Here is a 17,648-nt window from a genome sequence, read left to right as displayed (position 1 = left end):
ATTATACCATCTGCAACGTGGCAAACGGTTTAAAGAGCCGCTTGGCGTTTTCCGTCGTCAACATTTCGACATCCGTCGCGGGCATCTTTAAAATATCGGCGATTTTTTCGACGATGAAAACGGTATACCACGGTTCGTTCCGCTTTCCCCGGTAGGGGTGGGGCGTCAGATAGGGGGCGTCGGTCTCCACGACGAGCCGATCCTTTGGTATTTTGGGCAATACATGGGGCAGCTTCTTCGCGTTTTTGAAGGTGACGACCCCGCCGATGCCGAAATAGAAGCCGTGATCGGCCATCTTCAGCAGCTGCTCGTCGGCGTTGTAGCAGTGAAGCACGCCGCCTACCTCACCCGCTCCATGGTCCAGCAGCATCTGCATCGAATCGGCACTGGCGTCACGGATATGGACGATCAGGGGTTTGCCCACCCTTTTGGCCAGCTCGATCTGCATCCCGAAAATCCTCTTCTGCTCCGCGATCTCCTCGTGCTTCTGGGATTCGTTTTCGGGCAGACGGTAGTAGTCCAGACCGCATTCACCCACGGCGATGCATTTTTCATCCTGCAGATGCTCCGTCAGAAGCGCTTCGTCATATTCATCAATATCATACGGGTGCACCCCCGCCGCATAGAAGACCTCGTCGTAGGTATGGGCGATCCTCCGCGCTTTCTCCAGTGTCCGGGGATCGGCGCCGGGTATCAGAAATCCACGGACACCATGCTCTTTCGCCCGTGCGATCACGGCGTCGAGATCCTCGTCGAATCTCGGATCGTCGAGATGGCAGTGGGTATCGATGATCATTTGGAAAACTCCTTCAGAAGATTTTCGGCCAGCGTGCGCGCCTCTTTCATCCCCTCTTCGCCGGCGATCATCCTGGAAATCTCGTCGATGCGCTCCTCTTTGCCCAGAACCTTCGCGACGCTTTTGCCGCCCTCTTTTCGAATCAGCAGATGCTGCTTCGCGGCGGCACTCAGATGGGGCTGGTGGGAGATGGCGACGATCTGATAGTTTTTCGAAAGCGTCTTGAGAAGGCGGGCGATGGCGATCGATTCGTCTCCGCTGACGTTGGCGTCGATCTCGTCGATCAACAAAATCCCCTCCCCTCCGGCCAGCTCGCTCTTGCACAGGAGCAGCGCCAGACGGATTCTGTTGAACTCGCCGCCGCTGAGCGTCTCGATGGAGGAGCCCTGCAGGTCGATATCGACCGTGTCTATGCCCGATCTGTCGAGAGGCTTGGTTTCCATCAAAAAAGCGAGCGGCGGCATCCTGAGCTGGGCCAGGTAGCCGTTGATGAAATGCTCCACCTTGCCGGCGGCGTTCTTTCGGGTATAACTGATGTTTTCGGCCTCTTTGCGCAACGCAAGAAGCAGTTTTTCGACCTCGGCGGCGAGCCCCTCCAACTCGTGGTCGATATTTCTGTAATACTCCAGCTCCTTGACCTTTTCGTCCCGATAGGCCAGCGCCTCCTCGATCGAACCGTAGCGCCGTTTGAGCTCGGCCAGCGCCTCGATGCGGTTGAGCACCTGTTCCACGTCCACTTCGTCCAGTTCGTCCAGCATCTCCTCGGCCCGTTCGAATTCGCTGCGCACCATGTTCATCGCTTCGTTGAAGAGAACCGTATCGCTCTCGATCATCTTCAGCGCTTCCAGGACATCGTCTTCCACCTCGAAAATTCTCGATGCACGGGCGATCGCTTCGCTGATCTTCTCCTTTTTGGAGAGCTTTCTCTTGATCGCCATCAGCTCCTCGTCCTCACCGGGTTTCGGCGCTGTTTCGTCGATCTTTCGGATTTCGAACTCGGCGAATTCTATCAGCTCCCTGACGCGTTTCTCGTCCGCCTGCATCGTCTCGAGCCTTCGGCTCTTCTTCACATAGTCGTCGTACCGGTTTCTGAAACTCTCCAGGCGTTCGTCGTAACCGGGATCTTCGAGCATCGCCATCGCATCCAGAAGCTCCAGAAGCAGTTCGGAGGAGAGTTCGTTGTTGCTTCTTTGCGAAATGTGCCGCACCAGCGGTCCCATCATCTCCTTCAAACGTTTTTTCGAAATCGTCAGGTCGTTGAGGAAGTAGCGGATTTTCCCCTTCTTCACGGCACGGATCGTCATCTCGTGTTCGCCGTTGTCGTAGCTTTGAAGGTCGAGCAGAGGAGTCTTTCCCACCACCGCTTCCGAAATCTCGGCCTGCACATCCTCCAGTCCGAAAAGCGCCAGCAAAGATGCCATGAAGACCGACTTTCCCGCGCCGCTGGGACCCGTGATGGCTATCAGTCCCGGTTCGAACGGAATGTCGAGGGTCTCGAATCCCAGCAGATTCCTGGCGTAGAAGCGTTCGATCATCGCATCTGCCCCCACGAGAGTTTTTCACGAAGCACGTCGAAATAGTTTCTCTCCATCCGGTGGATCAGCCGCGCCCCGATCGGCGCTTTGCGCACGAGCAGCGTATCGTCGGGACCGAAATCGTACTGCTCCTGTCCGTCGATGATGACCAGCGACTGTTTGTCCGGGGTTTTGATCTCGATCTCGAAATTGGCCGGGATCACCAGAGGCCTCTGGGTCAGGGAGTGGGGACAGATCGGTGTCAGAATGAAGGCGTCGGTCAGCGGAAAGGTGACGGGGCCGCCGGCGGCGAGGTTGTAGGCCGTCGATCCGGTGGGTGTCGAGATGATCAGACCGTCACCATAATAGGTGTTGAACCACTTTTTGTCGATATAGGCGTCGACCTTGACCATTTTGGAGATCGAGGGCCGGCTGATGACGATATCGTTGAAGGAGTAGAAATACTCCGAATGTCCCCGGTTTTCCAGTACCCCCTCGATCATCATCCGTTCGTCGATGCGGAATTCGCCCGTATAGAGCTTTTCGACGAAAGCCTCGATTTCGGAAGGGTTGATATCCGCCAGGAAACCGAGGGTCCCGGCGTTGATGCCCAGAATCGGTTTGTGGTACCGGTAGCTGCGCCTGGCCAGCGAAATCAGCGTCCCGTCTCCGCCGATACAGACCAAAATGTCGCTCTTCTCGCACATCGTCGAGAAATCCTGCCCCAGCATCCCGATCATACCCGCACTGATCGTGTCGATGATGATTTCGGCGCCATGCTTCTCGAAGGCACCCTTGACCTTGAAAAAGAGCTCTTTGAGTTCGGGAGTCGAAGGGCGCAGCGCGATGCCGACCCGCTCGATTTTGAGTTTTTCCTGCACGGCAAACCTTTTTGTCGGAAACCGTCCCGAAATCCGGCTTTCGGCGAAACCGGACCTGTTCGGAACGGATCCCGGAACGTAGTTGGGATCTATTCTATCAAAAATAAGTTTGTTTTCGCTATAATCGCGCCACTATATCCGGGGAAACTCCCCTTCAACTGGAGATTTGTTTTGCGAACACACTACTGTACCGATCTGAACGAAAACGATGTCGGCGAGCGCGTCGAGCTGGCCGGCTGGGTCAACAGCTACCGCGACCACGGGGGCGTCATCTTCATCGACCTGCGGGACAAGACGGGGCTGATCCAGCTCGTCTGCGACCCCGCCGACAACGCCGAAGCCCACAAGGTCGCTTCCCATGTCCGGGACGAGTTCGTCCTCATCGCCCGGGGCAAAGTCCGCCTCCGGGGCGAGGGGCTCGAAAACCCGCGCCTGAAGACCGGAAAGATCGAGGTGGTCGTCGACGAACTCGTCATCGAAAACCGCAGCGAGCCGATGCCCTTCACCCTGGGAGACCCCAACGTCGGCGAGGATATCCGCCTCAAATACCGCTATCTCGACCTGCGCCGCGAGGAGATGTTCGAAACCTTCCGGATGCGCTCCAAAGCGGCCATCGCCGCGCGCAATCTCCTCGACTCCCTGGGATTTCTCGAGGTCGAGACGCCGATCCTGACCAAATCGACACCCGAAGGGGCCCGGGACTATCTGGTCCCCAGCCGTGTCCACAACGGCGAGTTCTACGCCCTGCCCCAGTCGCCCCAGCTCTTCAAGCAGCTGCTGATGGTGAGCGGCTTCGACCGTTACTTCCAGATCGCCAAATGTTTCCGGGACGAGGACCTGCGGGCCGACCGTCAGCCGGAGTTCACCCAGATCGACGTGGAGATGAGCTTCTGTACGCAGGAGGATGTGATGCAGGTGGCCGAGGAGCTGCTCAAAGCGATCTTCGCATCCTGCGGCAGGGAGATCCAGACCCCCTTCAACCGCATCACCTACCGCGAATCGATGGAGAGATACGGCAACGACCGCCCCGACCTGCGCTTCGACCTGCCGCTGGTGGACGTCATCGACCTCTTCGAAAACTGCGACAGCCCCATCTTCGCCGAGATCGCCCAGTACAAAAAACTCAACCGCATCAAAGCCCTCAAAGTCCCAGGCGGCGACAAAGCCTTCAGCCGCAAGATCATCAAGGAGCTGGAATCCTTCGTCACCAAATTCGGCGCCAAGGGGCTGGCCTACATCCAGGTCAAGGAGGAGGGTCTCAAGGGGCCGATCCTCAAATTCCTCGGCGACGACGCGGTCGAAGAGATGAAAAGCCGTCTCGACCTACAGGTCGGCGACATCGTCTTCTTCGGCGCCGGCGACCGCAAGACGGTCTGGGACTACATGGGACGCCTTCGCACCGAAGTGGCCCATCGCATGGGCCTCGTCGATGAAAACCGCTTCGAATTCGTCTGGGTCGTCGATTTCCCGATGTTCGAGCTCGAAGAGGGAGAGCTGCACCTCAAAGCGCTCCACCACCCCTTCACGATGCCCAAAAACATCGACGAGGAGGATATCGAGGCGATCGACTCCATCGCCTACGACGTGGTTCTCAACGGCATCGAGCTCGGAGGCGGATCGATCCGTATCCATAAACTTGATATTCAGCAAAAAGTGTTTAAAATGCTGGGTATCGACGAGGAAGAGGCACAGGAGAAGTTCGGATTCCTTCTGGACGCGCTCAAATTCGGCGCGCCGCCGCACGGCGGATTCGCGATGGGCTTCGACCGCATCATGATGCTTCTGGGCGGCAAGGAGAGTATCCGCGACGTCATCGCCTTCCCGAAAACCCAGAGCGCGACCTGTCTGCTGACCCACGCACCGAGTCCGGTGGACGACGCCCAGCTCAAAGAGCTCGGCATCAGAATCAGGAAGCAGCCGAAAATCGATGCGTCTGAGTGAAGCCAAGACCGGCGACCTCGTCAAGATCAAGGGGTTCGAAGGGGGCTGTGAGAAGTTCAAAAGCCGCCTCGACGCGCTGGGTATCCGCATCGGCGACATCGTCGAAGTCAAATCCAAAGCGTTTCTCGGACCCATCGAGATCAAAAACGAAAACATCGATGTGGCCCTCTGCCGCGGACAGGCGGAGAAGATCATCGTCAAACCCATCACACCAATCAAATTCAGGAGATCCTCATGAAAAAACTCTTTCTCATCATCGGAGCCCCCGGCAGCGGCAAGACGACCGACGCGGAGATCATCGCGGCGAACAACCCCGACACGATCGCACACTACTCCACCGGCGACCTTCTGCGCGCCGAAGTGGCCAGCGGCTCTCCACTGGGCGCCACGATCGACAGCTACATCTCCAAAGGCAATCTCGTGCCTCTGGAGATCGTCATCGACACGATCGTCAGCGCCATCAAACGCAGTGACAAGCCGGTCATCCTGATCGACGGCTTCCCCCGCAGCGTGGAGCAGATGAAAGCCCTCGACAAGATCCTCGCCGACGAACCCGACGTGAAACTCGAAGCGGTCATCGAAGTCGACGTGAGCGAAGAGGTGGCCAAAGAGCGGGTCCTCGGACGCGCCCGCGGCGCCGACGACAACGAAGAGGTCTTCAAAAACCGCATGAAGGTCTACATGGAGCCGATCGAAGAGATCCGCAGCTTCTACAAGGAAAAAGGGCTTCTGCACGTGATCAACGGCGAACGGTCGATCGAAGAGATCGTCGACGAGATGGAGAAGTTCATCAAAAGCAAAATCTGACAGGGCGGCGTTGCAGCCCGTCATCGGTTATCGGTTATTGGAAGCACGGGTCGACCCCGTGCTTTGAAGGACATTCATGCATTTCTATCAAGTTATCATCGGTACGGAAATTCTCAACCGGCGTCGAAACGACCGGCATTTTCTCTTTCTCTCCGAAGAGCTCCTGAAGCGGGGCGAAAAGCTTCACGCCTCTTTCATCATCGAAGACGACCGTACACTCATCACCAAAACCTTCGAGCTCATCAAAAGCGACCCGGAAGCGATTCTTTTCTCTTTCGGCGGCATCGGCAGCACGCCCGACGATCTGACCCGGGAGATCGCCGCCCGGGTCTTCACCCAAAAGCCCCTCGTCGTCCACGAGGAAGCGAAGCGTCGCATTCTCGACCAGTTCGGTGACGATGCCTATCCCCACCGTATCCATATGGCCGAACTGCCCGAAAATGCGGAACTTCTCGACAATCCCGTCAACAACGTGCCCGGCTTCAGCGTGGATCGGCGCTACTTTTTCGTTCCCGGTTTTCCGCAGATGGCCCATCCGATGGTACGTCAGGCACTGGATCTTCTGCTTCCGGACGCGAAACCGCTGGCACGCAGAACCTTTACGGCCCTCACCAGCGAAAACGATCTGATCGAAATGATGCAGAGAGTTCCGGCGGAGGTGGAGCTCTCGTCGCTCCCCGCCTTCTGCGGCGACAGACGGATCGCGGTGATCAGCCTGAGCGCAAAAGAGCCCGAAAAGGTCGAAACATGGTATCGCCGCTTTGTCGAATACATGAAAGAGAAAGGAATCGAATGGGTGGAAGGAGACAGGCACGATGACCCTGACCTATGCAGCCCTGAGGCTTGATCTCCCTTTCGTCACGTCGAAAAAAGGGAGACGCGCCGTTCTCAACTCGATCAAGGAGCGCCTTTCCCATATGAACTGCTCGGTCCTCGACCTTTCGGGCGAATACCCCAAAGAGGCGGAAATAGGCATCGCTTTCCTCTCGCCCGACGAACAGCAGGCGAAACAGAAGATCGAAAAGATCGAAACGATGCTCGAAAGCCGCTTTCCGGAGATCCAGGCAGAACTCACCTACGAACTGCTGTAGTTTTCCCCTTTTCCCAAAAAGATGGCGAAAGCTTTTATCCGATCAGTCTCTTCAGCGAGAAGAAGATCCCGACAATGACGGCTACGATATAGAGGCCGTTGAGAATGGCAGCTTTTTTCTCACTCTCTTTTTCTGTCCTCTCCCAGGCGTTCATCCCCATTCCCACGGCAATGGCCGCCGAGATGAAGGAGAGCATCGTATACCCGATCAGAGGGTAGAAGAGATAGCGCAAAAGATGGGGCATACGATCGAGACCGTAAAAGATCGCTCCGAAAGAGACGAGAGCGATAAGAAGGTTGAAAAGAAAGATTTTACCCGCTGTACTCTTCAGCATTCAGAACCTCCCTGGCGATATATTTGGCGACGGCGTCTTCGTCGTTCGTCCACGGCAGGACGACATCGGCCATCTTTTTGAGTTCGTCGATGGCGTTGGCCACGGCGATTCTGCGGCCGGCTGCGGCGAAGAGGCCCAGATCGTTGTGACTGTCGCCGAAAACCGTCGTATGCTCCCTGTCGACACCCTCGATCTCCTCCAGCCGCATCAGCGCATGGACTTTGTCCCCCTCGGCATGAAGTACCGTCAGAAAGTAGCAGTCGATGTAGGGGTCCTTGGAGCGCTTCACCTCGATCAGGTCGCCGAACTCCTCTTTCAGTGCCTTTTCGAGCCCCGCCGTCACCTCGTCGGTGTCGAGGTAGACGATCTTGAGGTTTCGATCCATCGCCCGAAGCGGATCGGCATCGACCAGGCGGCGGTCGTTGTGAAAGGTGGCCAGCAGCTCCTCCTGGTACCTGTTCCTTCGCTTCGGATAGACGAAACGCTCTCTCTCATCCTTTTCCAGCCCCACCAGCAGCGGATAGAGACCGCTCTCCCTGTGTGCGAGATCGATGATTTCGTCGGCCAGATCCTTCTCCAGTGCGCTCAGATGCAGGATGATTCCCTCGGGCGAGGCGATCATGACCCCATCGAGAAGTATCAGCGGCTCTTTGAGATGAAGCCCTCCCAGCAGTTTCATCACCCCTGTATAGCTTCTGGCCGTCGCGACGGAGAGTTTGTGTCCCCGCTCCACCGCTTCGTTCCAGACCTTCCGGCTGAAATCGCTGATCGTCAGATCGCTGCGGAGAAAGGTTTTGTCCAGATCGGTCAGATAGAGCGGTTCCATGTTTCTCTCATTCTCCGGAAAGACCGGTTTGCATTTTTTCCGGAATTTTACCAAACAAACGGGCGATTTTCATAAAATCCTCCGGCATAGGAGCCCCGATCTCCACCGTTTCGCCATCTATGGGATGGGGAAACTCTATCGAGGCGGCGTGCAGCAGCAGGCGGTGGGAGTCGAAGTGCTTCCTGAAAAGACGGTTGTGCTCCGTACGGCCATATTTGGTATCTCCGACGATGGGATGGAAAATGTGTTTCATGTGACGTCTGAGCTGATGCTTGCGGCCCGTTTCGGGAGAGAGCTCCACCAGGGAGTAGCGGGCTACCGGATAGCGGCTGACGGGGATGGGCAGCTCCACCGTCGCCAGCCTTCTGTAGTTCGTGACGGCCTCCTGGGCCTCTTTGTCGTCTCTTGCCTTCGCATCGGTCATTTTGTCGAGGATCTCCCTGAGTGGATAGTCTATGACTCCCGCTTCGTCGGTATACCCCCTGACCACGGCGAGGTACCGTTTGTGTACCGATCCCTCTGCAAAGAGTTCTCCCATGCGCCGTGCCGCCTCTTTGTCGAACGCGAAGACCAGCACGCCGGAGGTGGGTTTGTCGAGGCGGTGGACGGGGTGGACGTAGCGTCCCGTCATGTCTCGGACCGTCTGCAGGGCGAAGGCCGTCGCCTCCCTGTCGATCCAGGATCGGTGTACCAGCAGACCGCTCGGCTTGTTGACGGCGACGATTCTCTCGTCTTCGTAGAGAATCTCCAGCGGTTCAGACATCGGCACTCTTTTTCACCGCAATCCCCTGTTTCCGCATCCGGTAACTCTCCTCATCACCGTTCCAGAACTCTTCGTAAGCCAGTGTTTCGAACCTTTCGCCGAAAAAATCCCGCAATTCGCCGGGATTCAGAAGAAAATCGGGATTGCCCGCTTTTTCGTTTTCGGGATGCTTCATGTAGGTTTCGACGACGATCACGCCCCCGGGCCCGATCGCTTCGGCCATTCGGCGAAGGAGGCCACGGTCGAGAAAGTTGATCATGAGAGCCAGATCGTAGACTCCCGCCTTCGGTTCGAAACTGTCGAGATCGGCACAGAGAGGATGTACGGCAAGACCCGCGGCTTTGGCTTTAAGCGCTTCGATCGCGACGGAGGAGATGTCCACCGCATCCACTTCGAACCCCTTTTGGGCCAGGAAGATCGCGTTCCTTCCGCCGCCGCACGCCAGATCGATCGCCCGGTTACCCGGAGCGAGAGGGTAAAACTCCCGCACGAACCGGGCCGGCTCCATCCGATCGAGGAGCTTTCTGCGTTCACGGTATTTGGCGTCCCATTTCGTTTTGTCACGTTCGGACATAAGTTGCCTTTATTGTAATTTTCAATTACATTGCGCTAAAATTCTCCATCAACTTTGACAGGAGAATATCACTATGGATATCACGAAAATCGGAAGCGGCGAGTGCCCCGACAAGGTCCACGCCCTCATCGAAATCCCCTACGGGTCCAACATCAAGTACGAGCTGGACAAGGATAGCGGCGCCGTGGTCGTCGACCGCGTACTCTACTCCGCCATGTTCTATCCGGCCAACTACGGCTTCGTCCCCGACACCCTGGCCGACGACGGCGACCCGATCGACATTCTGGTCCTCAACGACTATCCCGTGCAGGCCGGTTCCGTCATCAAGTGCCGCCTCATCGGCGTACTGATCATGGAGGACGAGGCGGGCATGGACGAAAAACTCCTCGCCGTCCCCGTCACCAAGATCGATCCGACCTACGAAGGTATCACAAGCTACGAAGACCTTCCCCAGGCGGTACTCAACAAGATCAAGAACTTCTTCGAAACCTACAAGATGCTCGAACCCAACAAATGGGTCAAAGTCAAGGATTTCAAAGGCAAAGAGGAAGCCGCCCGCCTTCTGGAAGCTTCCATCAAAAACTACAAATAAAACTTTCCGGCGATCCGTAAAGGATCGCCTGCTACTTCTTCTCCATAAAGACCAGAAGTTTCTCTTTTTTCTCCTTCAGAGTCAGCAGACCCTCTTCGATGGAGAACCGATCCGTTTTCAGCAGCCTTTTTCTAAACTCCGTCTCCCCTCTCATATCGGGACACGCCATCTGGGTGGAGGGATCCATCGTAAAATGTATGCCCTGCCCTTTTATCGTGTAGGTACCGCTCAGACCGTTGCATCCGGCAAATCCCTGATAGCGTCCGTTCGCCAGCTCTATCCAGGCTTTCTGGGGTACTCTCATTTCGTGATTGCCGAAACTGACGAGCTGCCACCGTTTGCCTTCGACGACGACCCGTTCACTCTTCGGTCCTTCGGCCGCAGTGGGCTGTTTGGTACATCCCGTGATATAGACGAGTGCGAGCGCTGCGTAAAAGATTTTTCTGTACATCAGTAACTCCTGGTTTTGTGATAGATGTAGCTTTCGATACCGTTGGCGATTCCCTCAGCCAGAAGCTTCTGATAGTAGGGGTTGAAAATCCTGCGTGCCTCGGTCGGATGGGTGATATAGCCGATCTCGATCAGCACCGCCGGCATCTGGGCGCCTACCAGAACCCAGAACGGCCCTTTGCGTACACCGTTGTCCACCACATCCTTGTATTTTTTCCTGACGGAGGCGAGCATCTGTCTCTGCAGATCGATCGCCAGCTTGTTGGACTCGATGATCTTTTCACGGTTGAGCATGCTCAGCACGGCATCTTTCGTATAACGGTCGATATTCTTGATCTCGGCTCTGTTTTCGATGGCGGCGACCCGTTTGGCACGTCCGGTTTTGGCGGGAGAGAGAAAATAGGTCTCGATTCCTTTGTTTTTCAGGTAGTTGCGTCTTTTCGCCGCGGCATTGGCGTGGATGGAGACGAAAAAATCCGCCTGCTTTCTGTTGGCGAATCGGGTCCTCTTTTTCAGAGGTATGAAGATATCTTTTTCACGGGTCAGATAGACGTTGAATCCCCTCTTTTGCAGCTCTTTTTTCAGACGTTTCGCCACGGCGAGTACGGCATCCTTCTCCCGTCTTTTCTGATACCCCACGGCCCCGCCGTCCTTGCCGCCGTGTCCAGGGTCGATCACGACGGTGTAGCGTCTCAGCGCAGATCCGGGCAATACGTTCGAAAGGGCTTTCGTCTTCGTTGCCGCAGGAGACTTCGCGGCAGCTTTTTGCGGACTCTTTTTCGAAACATCTTTTCTTTTTTTCGGCGCTTCCGCTCTCTTTCTAGCTGCCGGTGCCTTCCGAAGGGAGGGAAGAGAGATTTTCAGTCTGTCGCCTGTTATGGAGGCTTTCGGAGTGTAGGGTTTGAGTGTCTCGACCACGATACGGATCTTTTTCGGATCGTACTGGGCGATCCGGATCTCCTTGAAACCTTTCCCCTTGATACGTTTGATCGAATAAGGAAGCCTGACGGGAGTGAGATCGAACACGTAGAGAATCGACTTTTTGCGCTTCAATACGAACTTTCTGAGATTTTTCCGATCGAGAGCGGCGGAAAAGCGCAGAACCAGATAGCCCCCCGTCACCCTGCTGTCTTTGAGCTTGAGCCGTTTTTTTCCTGAAACCGGCGTGACGTAGGCCCCTTTTTTCTCTTTCGTTTCGTGCTTTTTCGCTTTTTTCACCAGATCGGGCCGGATCGTTTTCAGTGCGTTTTTGTAGCGCGTCGGATCGAGTCCAAGGCTTTCGGAAGCATCGATCAGCCCTTTCAGCGCCTCGATCTGCAGGGCTTCGTCCCCTTCGAGGAGCCCCTTCATATAGAGAGACTGATAGTCGTGGTAACCTTTCCAGATCGTCGATTTGGATGGGGAGTGGATCGCCCTTTTCGCCGCTTCGAGGCGGTCCGTATGGTCGGCCGCCGAAAGCAAAAGGGCGAAAAGCGGCAGGAGAAGAAAAAGAAGCGCCTTTTTTATGGGTTACTCTCCGTGGACCAGTTTGTGCATCAGTTCCTTGACACTGATCAGTTCGTCGAGCCTGTATCCGTTGGCGCCGGAGAAGAAGAGTCCCAGCTCTTTGTCACCCATATAGGCGTCGCTGAGACGGTCCGCGATGCAGTAACCCACCTGTTTGGCTTCGACACCCCGTTTGCAGGGAGCCACACAGTTGCTGATACACTTGATGGCGGGTCCTTCGCGTTTGTCGACCAGATCGATCAGATTCGTCCGTACACCCCGCGCCGGGTATCCCACAGGGGATTTGAGCAGCAGGATATCCTCCTCTTTCGCGTTCAACAGGACCTCTTTGAAATTGTCGTGGGCGTCGCACTCGTGGGTCCCGATGAAGCGGGTACCCATCTGCACGCCGGCCGCGCCCAGTTCGATGCAGCGTTCGATATCTTTTCTATCCCATATGCCGCCGGCGGCGAAGACGGGAATGCCGCCCCAGTTTTCGGCCTCCTCCACGACGGGTCCGATCAGGTTTTCGAGCTGGTACTCCTCCATGAAGCACTGCTCGTAGGTGAATCCCTGATGGCCTCCGCTGAGCGGTCCCTCCAGCACGACGGCGTCGGGAATGCGGCCGTAACGCTTCTCCCAACGCCGGCAGATCAGCCGCAGCGCCTTGGGGGAGGAGACGATGGGCACCAGCGCCACGTCGGGATAATCGGCCGTGAATTCGGGCATGTTGGTCGGCAGTCCCGCCCCGGTAATGATGATGTCGGCACCCGCTTCGCAGGCATCCTCCACGACCCGGCCGTAATCGTTGATGGCGTAGAGCACGTTGCACGCCAGAGGCGCGTCGCCGCAGATCTTTCTGGCGTTTTCGAAGATCTTTATCAACGCCTTTTTCGAATAGAAATTCTCCGCCTCCAGCGGTCGGCCGGAGACCAGTTTGTCCGCATAGGCCCTGTTTTCGTAATAGCCGGTCCCGACGCTGCTGATGACGCCAAGCCCCCCTTCCAGACTCACATGCCCGGCGAGTCTGTCCCAGCTGATTCCGACACCCATGCCGCCCTGGATGATCGGATATTTTATCTCGTATTTTCCGATTTTGACAGGTTTGAGTTCCACTACTTCACCTTCACTTTCGCAAATTTCTTTTTTCCTACCTGAAGTATATAATCTCCCGCCTCCAATTGCAAGTCTTTGTCGCTCACTTTCTCCTGGTCGATGCGCACGGCGCCCTGCTGCAGATCCCGGCGTGCCTGGGAGGTCGAAGGTTCGAGTTTGGCTTCCACCAGCGCTTTGGCGATCCAGATGGGACCCTCCAGCTCGTACTCGGGCATGTCCGTGGGAAGGTCCTTCTGCTTGAAGACTTTGTTGAACTCTTCACAGGCCGCAAGCGCCGCTTTTTTGTCGTGGAAACGTTCGACGATCTCTTCGGCCAGCATCTCCTTGGCCCGCTTGGGATGGAGCGCGCCTTTTTCGACATCCTCTTTCATCCGTGCGATCTCGTCGAGCTTCCTGGCGCTCAGAAGCTCGTAGTAGCGCCACATCAGTTCGTCGCTGATGCTCATCACTTTGGCGAACATCGTGTTGGGGTCTTCGGCGACGCCGATGAAATTGCCCAGGGATTTGCTCATCTTCTGCACGCCGTCGAGCCCTTCGAGGATCGGCATCATCAGCACGACCTGCTCCTTGCCGACGCCGTAGGAGCGCTGGAGGTGGCGGCCCATCAGGAGGTTGAACTTCTGGTCGGTCCCGCCGATCTCGATGTCGCTTTTTAGAACGACGCTGTCGTACCCCTGGAAGAGCGGATAGAAAAATTCGTAGAGAGAGATGTCCTGGCCGCTCTTGAAGCGCTTCTCGAAATCGTCACGCTCGAGCATCCGGGCGACGGTCCGTTTGGATGCCAGCTCGATCATCTCGTAACTGGTCAGTTTGCCGAGCCACTCGCTGTTGAAGACGACGATCGTCTTTTCGGGATCGAGGATCTTGAAGACCTGTTCCTCGTAGCTTTTGGCGTTCTCTTTCACCTCTTCGGCCGTCAGTTTTTTCCGCGTCTGGCTCTTGCCGGTGGGATCGCCGATCATCCCCGTGAAATCGCCGATCAGAAACTGGACGATCCCGCCGTATTTCTGGAAAGTGGCGAGTTTCTGCAACAGAACGGTGTGTCCCAGATGCAGATCGGGCGCCGTCGGATCGAAGCCGGCTTTGACATAGTAGGGTTCACCCGTTTCGTAGTAGCGTTTGAGCAGATTCTCTATCTGTTCGTCGGTAATGATTTCGGCAGCGCCGCGTCCGATTTCGTTCAAAGCTTCTTCAATCATATCCATATCGTTCCTTAATGTAGTTGTTTGTATGCATCCGTCAGGTTCACCATTTCGATCACCTTGAAACGTCTTTCGAGAAGGGACTTCAGACGATTCTTGTCATACTCCTTGGTCTCGACGACCATTTCACAAAGATTGCTCTGGGCGGTGCCGTCTCCCAGTTTGATCGAGATGACGTTCGTGTCGATCTTCGCGAGAAATCCCAGCAGCTTGGCCAGCGCCCCCTTTTCATCCTTGAGTGTCACGAGAATGCGATAGCGCATCAATCTGCTTTCGCTCCACTCCACGAAGAGCATCGCCGTATGCTTCTGGATCCAGCTGTAGGCTTTCTCGCAGAACTTGTGATGGACGATCGCCTTGTTGCCGAAGCGGAAAGCGACGATCGGATCGTTTCGTTTTGGGTGACAGCAGTAGTCGAACTCCACGCTTCCCACGCTGTCCGTGGCATGAATGACGAAATTTTCGAAATTGTACCGTTTTATCCGTTTGGGGGGAAGCTGGAAAATCGTCGGAAGTATCGATTTCTCTTTCCGGCTTTCGACGAATCTGTGTACCACCTCTTTGTAGAAGTTCAGATCGCGGGCGACGAGGTAGATCTGATCCTGCAGCGACTGCTGCTCGATCCACTCCTCTATTTCGTAGGGAAGCAGATTGAGGGTTGCGGTGAGAATGTTGATGGCGCTCATTCTGTCGATCTCTTTGCGCCGCTGATTGCAGCGTGTACGCATGTGGCTCTTGGCCCTGGAGGTTTTGACCGCGTCGATCCACGTGCAGTGATAGATGGGGTGGTCGGCGGTGATGATCCTGACCAGATCCCCGTTTTTGAGTTCGGTAAGCAGCGAGGCGGCCCGTTTGTTGACCAGTGCCGCCGTGGCGGTCTCTCCCACCTGCGTATGGACCGCGTAGGCGAAGTCGAGCACCGTGGCGCCCCGGGGCAGAGAGATCTGGTCTCCCGCCGGCGTGAAAACGCTGATGTCTTCGCTGTAGAGGTCGTTTTTGACCAGTTCGTAGAACTCTTCGATCGACTCGTTCTGATACTGGAGATTCTTGAGCCACTCTACATTGACGGAGATATCCTCATCCATCTTGTATTTCCAGTGTGCCGCGATACCGTATTCGGCTTTCTTGTGCATCTCGAAGGTCCGAATCTGCGCCTCGATGATCGAGGTATCGTCGAAAACCGTCGTATGGAGCGTCTGATAGCCGTTCTCTTTCGGCAGAGCGACATAATCCTTGAAACGGGCGATGAGAGGTTTGAAATGCAGATGGAGCGTCCCCAGAGACCGGTAGCAGTCGATCGGCTTCTCGACCAGTATGCGTATCGCCAGCAGATCGAGAATCTCGTCGATCGAAATCCCTTTGCGCTGCATCTTGAGATAGATCGAATAGTAGTGTTTGACCCGTCCGATAATCTCGAAACTGTCGGCCTTGAAGCCGCTTCGTACCATCAGCGTCTTCACTTTGGAGATGAAAGCGTTGAGCTTGATCTGGAAATCCTGGCTGTGGGAGGTGATGAAAGCGTCTATTTTGGCGTACTCTTTGGGAAAGAGGTAGTAGAAGCTCAGATCCTCGAGCTTGTTTTTCAAAGCCGATATACCCAGCCGATGCGCGATAGGCGCGTAGACCACGAGCGTTTCCTCCGCGATACGGTGCTGTTTCTCCTTCGGGAGGGCATCGAGCGTGAGCATGTTGTGAAGGCGGTCACAGAGTTTGATGATGAGAACCCTGACATCCTCGATGGAACAGATCAGCATCTTCCGAAAGCTGAGTGCGGAGGTTACCAGTTTTTCGTTGGATGTGGAGGGCACCAGCTCCGTCTCCCGGATTTCGACGATTTTCGTCAGACCCTCGACGAGATAGGAAACGTCCTCTCCGAACCTGTACCTGATGTCGTCGATCGTATAGGGTGTGTCTTCGACGACGTCGTGCAGCAGCGCCGTGACGACCATCGTCTCGTCCGCACTGATCGTCGCCGTGATGGCCGCTACGATGATGGGATGGATGATGTAGGGTTCGCCGCTTTTTCTCTTCTGATCGGCATGCGCCTCTTTGGCGAACGCGAGAGCCTCTTTGATACGATCGGTGGGTTCGATCGCATCGAAAAAGAGCTCTTCCGCCTCCTCCACCGTTTTGATGGCACGGACGAGGTCGATGACGGGCTCGAGGGCCGGGTTCATACGGGGCCTTAGCTCTGTTCCATGCCCTCTATTTTGACGACACCTTCGGCGATTTCGGCAATGGCGATATCGGAAAACTTGTACTTTTTCGGATCCATGTCGACCAGTGGTTCCGCTCCGGCCGCAAGCTCGTTGGCACGCTTGGAGACGGCCGCGGAAAGAAGGTATCGGTTGAAATTCGCTTTTTCTAGGGCTTTCGCCGCTGTTTTTTCAAGTCTCATGTTTTCTCTACTCCTGAAGTTATTTGACGATAGAACACTTTTCGTAATCACCCTGCATGATCGCCAGAAGGTTGCCCTGCTTGAACATGTCGCATACGACGATCGGCAGCCGGTTCTCTTTCGCCAGTGCGATCGACGTATCGTCCATCACCTTGATATTGTCGGCGAGCGCCTCGTCGTAGGTGAGCTCGGGCAGTTTCTTCGCGTCGGGATATTTGGCCGGGTCCTTGTCGTAGACGCCGTCGACCTTGGTGGCTTTGACGATCATATCGGCGCCTATCTCGATGGCGCGGAGCGTCGCGGCCGTATCGGTCGTGAAGAAGGGGTTGCCGGTACCCGCCGCGAAAATGACGATACGTCCCTTTTCGAGATGGCGGATCGCTCTGCGCACGATGAAAGTCTCACAGATCTGCTCCATCTTGATCGCACTCTGCACCCTCACGCGCATACCGAGATGTTCCAGAGCCTCCTGCATCGCGATGGCGTTGATGACGGTGGCGAGCATCCCCATATAGTCACCGCTGGTACGCTTGATGATCCCGTCTTTGGCGGCCGTCACACCGCGAATGATGTTGCCGCCGCCGATGACGACCCCCACTTCGATCCCGCTGTCGACGAGCTGTTTGATCTCTTCGGCGATGAATTTCAGGATCGACGTATCGACACCGTATCCGCTCTCACCGGCCAGAGCCTCGCCGGAAAACTTCACAAGAACCCGCTGTTTCGCCATCTCACGCTCCTTCTAAAAGTGGTTGGATTTTATCCAAAAGATGCTTTAAAAAAGATATGAAAGAAAGTTTAAGAATTTGCTCAGCGAAGCCTGATCAGTTCGAGAGGATTGATGTGTCTGTTCTTCTGGGTCACTTCGAACATCAGCT

20 protein-coding genes are annotated in these 17,648 nt (G+C 55.8%); 6 read left to right on the top strand and 14 right to left on the bottom strand.

All coding sequences use genetic code 11. From position 1 onward, the window contains the following. Nucleotide 1 precedes the first annotated feature (1 nt). Genes Q1K23_RS00950 through Q1K23_RS00940 form a run of 3 tightly spaced genes read right to left on the bottom strand, consistent with a single transcriptional unit; the run spans nucleotide 2 to nucleotide 3,191 of the window. A complete protein-coding gene (locus Q1K23_RS00950; RefSeq protein ID WP_300361242.1) occupies nucleotides 2-796 on the bottom strand; it encodes a TatD family hydrolase in 795 nt (264 codons plus the stop codon). Further along, nucleotides 793-2,331, bottom strand: a complete 1,539-nt coding sequence (locus Q1K23_RS00945; RefSeq protein WP_300361239.1) for a hypothetical protein — start codon at nucleotides 2,329-2,331, stop codon at nucleotides 793-795. The genes Q1K23_RS00950 and Q1K23_RS00945 overlap by 4 nt, the downstream gene beginning before the upstream one ends. Further along, entirely contained in the window at nucleotides 2,328-3,191 is an 864-nt protein-coding gene (locus Q1K23_RS00940) for an NAD(+)/NADH kinase (RefSeq protein WP_300361236.1), read from the bottom strand. Before Q1K23_RS00940 ends, Q1K23_RS00945 begins: the two co-directional genes overlap by 4 nt. Before the next feature lie 171 nt (nucleotides 3,192-3,362). Between Q1K23_RS00940 and aspS the strand changes: the two genes are divergently transcribed. From aspS to Q1K23_RS00915, 5 genes are all read left to right on the top strand, one after another. Beyond that, nucleotides 3,363-5,132, top strand: a complete 1,770-nt coding sequence (aspS, locus tag Q1K23_RS00935) for an aspartate--tRNA ligase (protein WP_300361234.1) — start codon at nucleotides 3,363-3,365, stop codon at nucleotides 5,130-5,132. Further along, nucleotides 5,119-5,370, top strand: a complete 252-nt coding sequence (locus Q1K23_RS00930; RefSeq protein ID WP_300361231.1) for a FeoA family protein — start codon at nucleotides 5,119-5,121, stop codon at nucleotides 5,368-5,370. The genes aspS and Q1K23_RS00930 overlap by 14 nt, the downstream gene beginning before the upstream one ends. Next, entirely contained in the window at nucleotides 5,367-5,939 is a 573-nt protein-coding gene (locus Q1K23_RS00925; protein WP_300361227.1) for an adenylate kinase, read from the top strand. The genes Q1K23_RS00930 and Q1K23_RS00925 overlap by 4 nt, the downstream gene beginning before the upstream one ends. A 76-nt stretch (nucleotides 5,940-6,015) precedes the next feature. Further along, a complete protein-coding gene (locus tag Q1K23_RS00920; RefSeq protein WP_300361225.1) occupies nucleotides 6,016-6,786 on the top strand; it encodes a molybdopterin-binding protein in 771 nt (256 codons plus the stop codon). Continuing rightward, a complete protein-coding gene (locus Q1K23_RS00915; protein WP_300361224.1) occupies nucleotides 6,755-7,030 on the top strand; it encodes a DUF503 family protein in 276 nt (91 codons plus the stop codon). Before Q1K23_RS00920 ends, Q1K23_RS00915 begins: the two co-directional genes overlap by 32 nt. Before the next feature lie 34 nt (nucleotides 7,031-7,064). Here Q1K23_RS00915 and Q1K23_RS00910 read toward each other — a convergent pair whose 3' ends face one another. From Q1K23_RS00910 to Q1K23_RS00895, 4 genes are read right to left on the bottom strand one after another with little or no spacing between them, the layout of a single operon-like run. Continuing rightward, nucleotides 7,065-7,364 carry a hypothetical protein gene (locus tag Q1K23_RS00910; RefSeq protein ID WP_300361221.1) on the bottom strand — a complete coding sequence of 100 codons (300 nt, stop codon included), beginning with the start codon at nucleotides 7,362-7,364 and terminating at the stop codon, nucleotides 7,065-7,067. Beyond that, a complete protein-coding gene (locus Q1K23_RS00905; protein WP_300361218.1) occupies nucleotides 7,342-8,190 on the bottom strand; it encodes an HAD family hydrolase in 849 nt (282 codons plus the stop codon). Before Q1K23_RS00905 ends, Q1K23_RS00910 begins: the two co-directional genes overlap by 23 nt. Before the next feature lie 7 nt (nucleotides 8,191-8,197). Continuing rightward, nucleotides 8,198-8,953, bottom strand: a complete 756-nt coding sequence (truC, locus tag Q1K23_RS00900) for a tRNA pseudouridine(65) synthase TruC (RefSeq protein ID WP_300361215.1) — start codon at nucleotides 8,951-8,953, stop codon at nucleotides 8,198-8,200. Continuing rightward, the gene (locus Q1K23_RS00895) at nucleotides 8,946-9,527 is read right to left on the bottom strand and encodes a methyltransferase domain-containing protein (RefSeq protein ID WP_300361212.1); all 582 of its coding nucleotides are present in this window, start codon (nucleotides 9,525-9,527) and stop codon (nucleotides 8,946-8,948) included. The genes truC and Q1K23_RS00895 overlap by 8 nt, the downstream gene beginning before the upstream one ends. A 73-nt stretch (nucleotides 9,528-9,600) precedes the next feature. Here Q1K23_RS00895 and ppa point away from each other — a divergent pair, with 73 nt between their 5' ends. Next, on the top strand, nucleotides 9,601-10,119 hold the full coding sequence (ppa, locus tag Q1K23_RS00890; RefSeq protein WP_300361210.1) for an inorganic diphosphatase: 519 nt from the start codon (nucleotides 9,601-9,603) through the stop codon (nucleotides 10,117-10,119). A gap of 31 nt (nucleotides 10,120-10,150) precedes the next feature. Here ppa and Q1K23_RS00885 read toward each other — a convergent pair whose 3' ends face one another. From Q1K23_RS00885 to pyrH, 7 genes are read right to left on the bottom strand one after another with little or no spacing between them, the layout of a single operon-like run. Further along, nucleotides 10,151-10,570, bottom strand: coding sequence for an META domain-containing protein (locus Q1K23_RS00885; protein WP_300361208.1), 420 nt, complete (start codon nucleotides 10,568-10,570; stop codon nucleotides 10,151-10,153). Further along, nucleotides 10,570-12,030: an N-acetylmuramoyl-L-alanine amidase gene (locus Q1K23_RS00880; protein ID WP_300361205.1), complete on the bottom strand. Its 1,461-nt coding sequence runs from the start codon at nucleotides 12,028-12,030 to the stop codon at nucleotides 10,570-10,572. Before Q1K23_RS00880 ends, Q1K23_RS00885 begins: the two co-directional genes overlap by 1 nt. A 48-nt stretch (nucleotides 12,031-12,078) precedes the next feature. Next, nucleotides 12,079-13,170, bottom strand: a complete 1,092-nt coding sequence (locus Q1K23_RS00875) for a nitronate monooxygenase (RefSeq protein ID WP_300361203.1) — start codon at nucleotides 13,168-13,170, stop codon at nucleotides 12,079-12,081. After that, nucleotides 13,170-14,369 carry a tyrosine--tRNA ligase gene (tyrS, locus tag Q1K23_RS00870; protein WP_300361272.1) on the bottom strand — a complete coding sequence of 400 codons (1,200 nt, stop codon included), beginning with the start codon at nucleotides 14,367-14,369 and terminating at the stop codon, nucleotides 13,170-13,172. Before tyrS ends, Q1K23_RS00875 begins: the two co-directional genes overlap by 1 nt. A gap of 14 nt (nucleotides 14,370-14,383) precedes the next feature. Continuing rightward, nucleotides 14,384-16,549, bottom strand: coding sequence for a RelA/SpoT family protein (locus tag Q1K23_RS00865; RefSeq protein WP_300361199.1), 2,166 nt, complete (start codon nucleotides 16,547-16,549; stop codon nucleotides 14,384-14,386). A gap of 8 nt (nucleotides 16,550-16,557) precedes the next feature. Continuing rightward, on the bottom strand, nucleotides 16,558-16,770 hold the full coding sequence (locus tag Q1K23_RS00860; protein WP_300361197.1) for a DNA-directed RNA polymerase subunit omega: 213 nt from the start codon (nucleotides 16,768-16,770) through the stop codon (nucleotides 16,558-16,560). Nucleotides 16,771-16,789: 19 nt separating this feature from the next. Beyond that, nucleotides 16,790-17,500: a UMP kinase gene (pyrH, locus tag Q1K23_RS00855; RefSeq protein WP_300361194.1), complete on the bottom strand. Its 711-nt coding sequence runs from the start codon at nucleotides 17,498-17,500 to the stop codon at nucleotides 16,790-16,792. Nucleotides 17,501-17,648 lie beyond the last annotated feature (148 nt).

Source organism: Hydrogenimonas sp. (assembly GCF_029933015.1).
In the GTDB taxonomy this organism is placed as follows: domain Bacteria; phylum Campylobacterota; class Campylobacteria; order Campylobacterales; family Hydrogenimonadaceae; genus Hydrogenimonas.
This window is presented reverse-complemented; position numbering and strand designations above follow the sequence as displayed.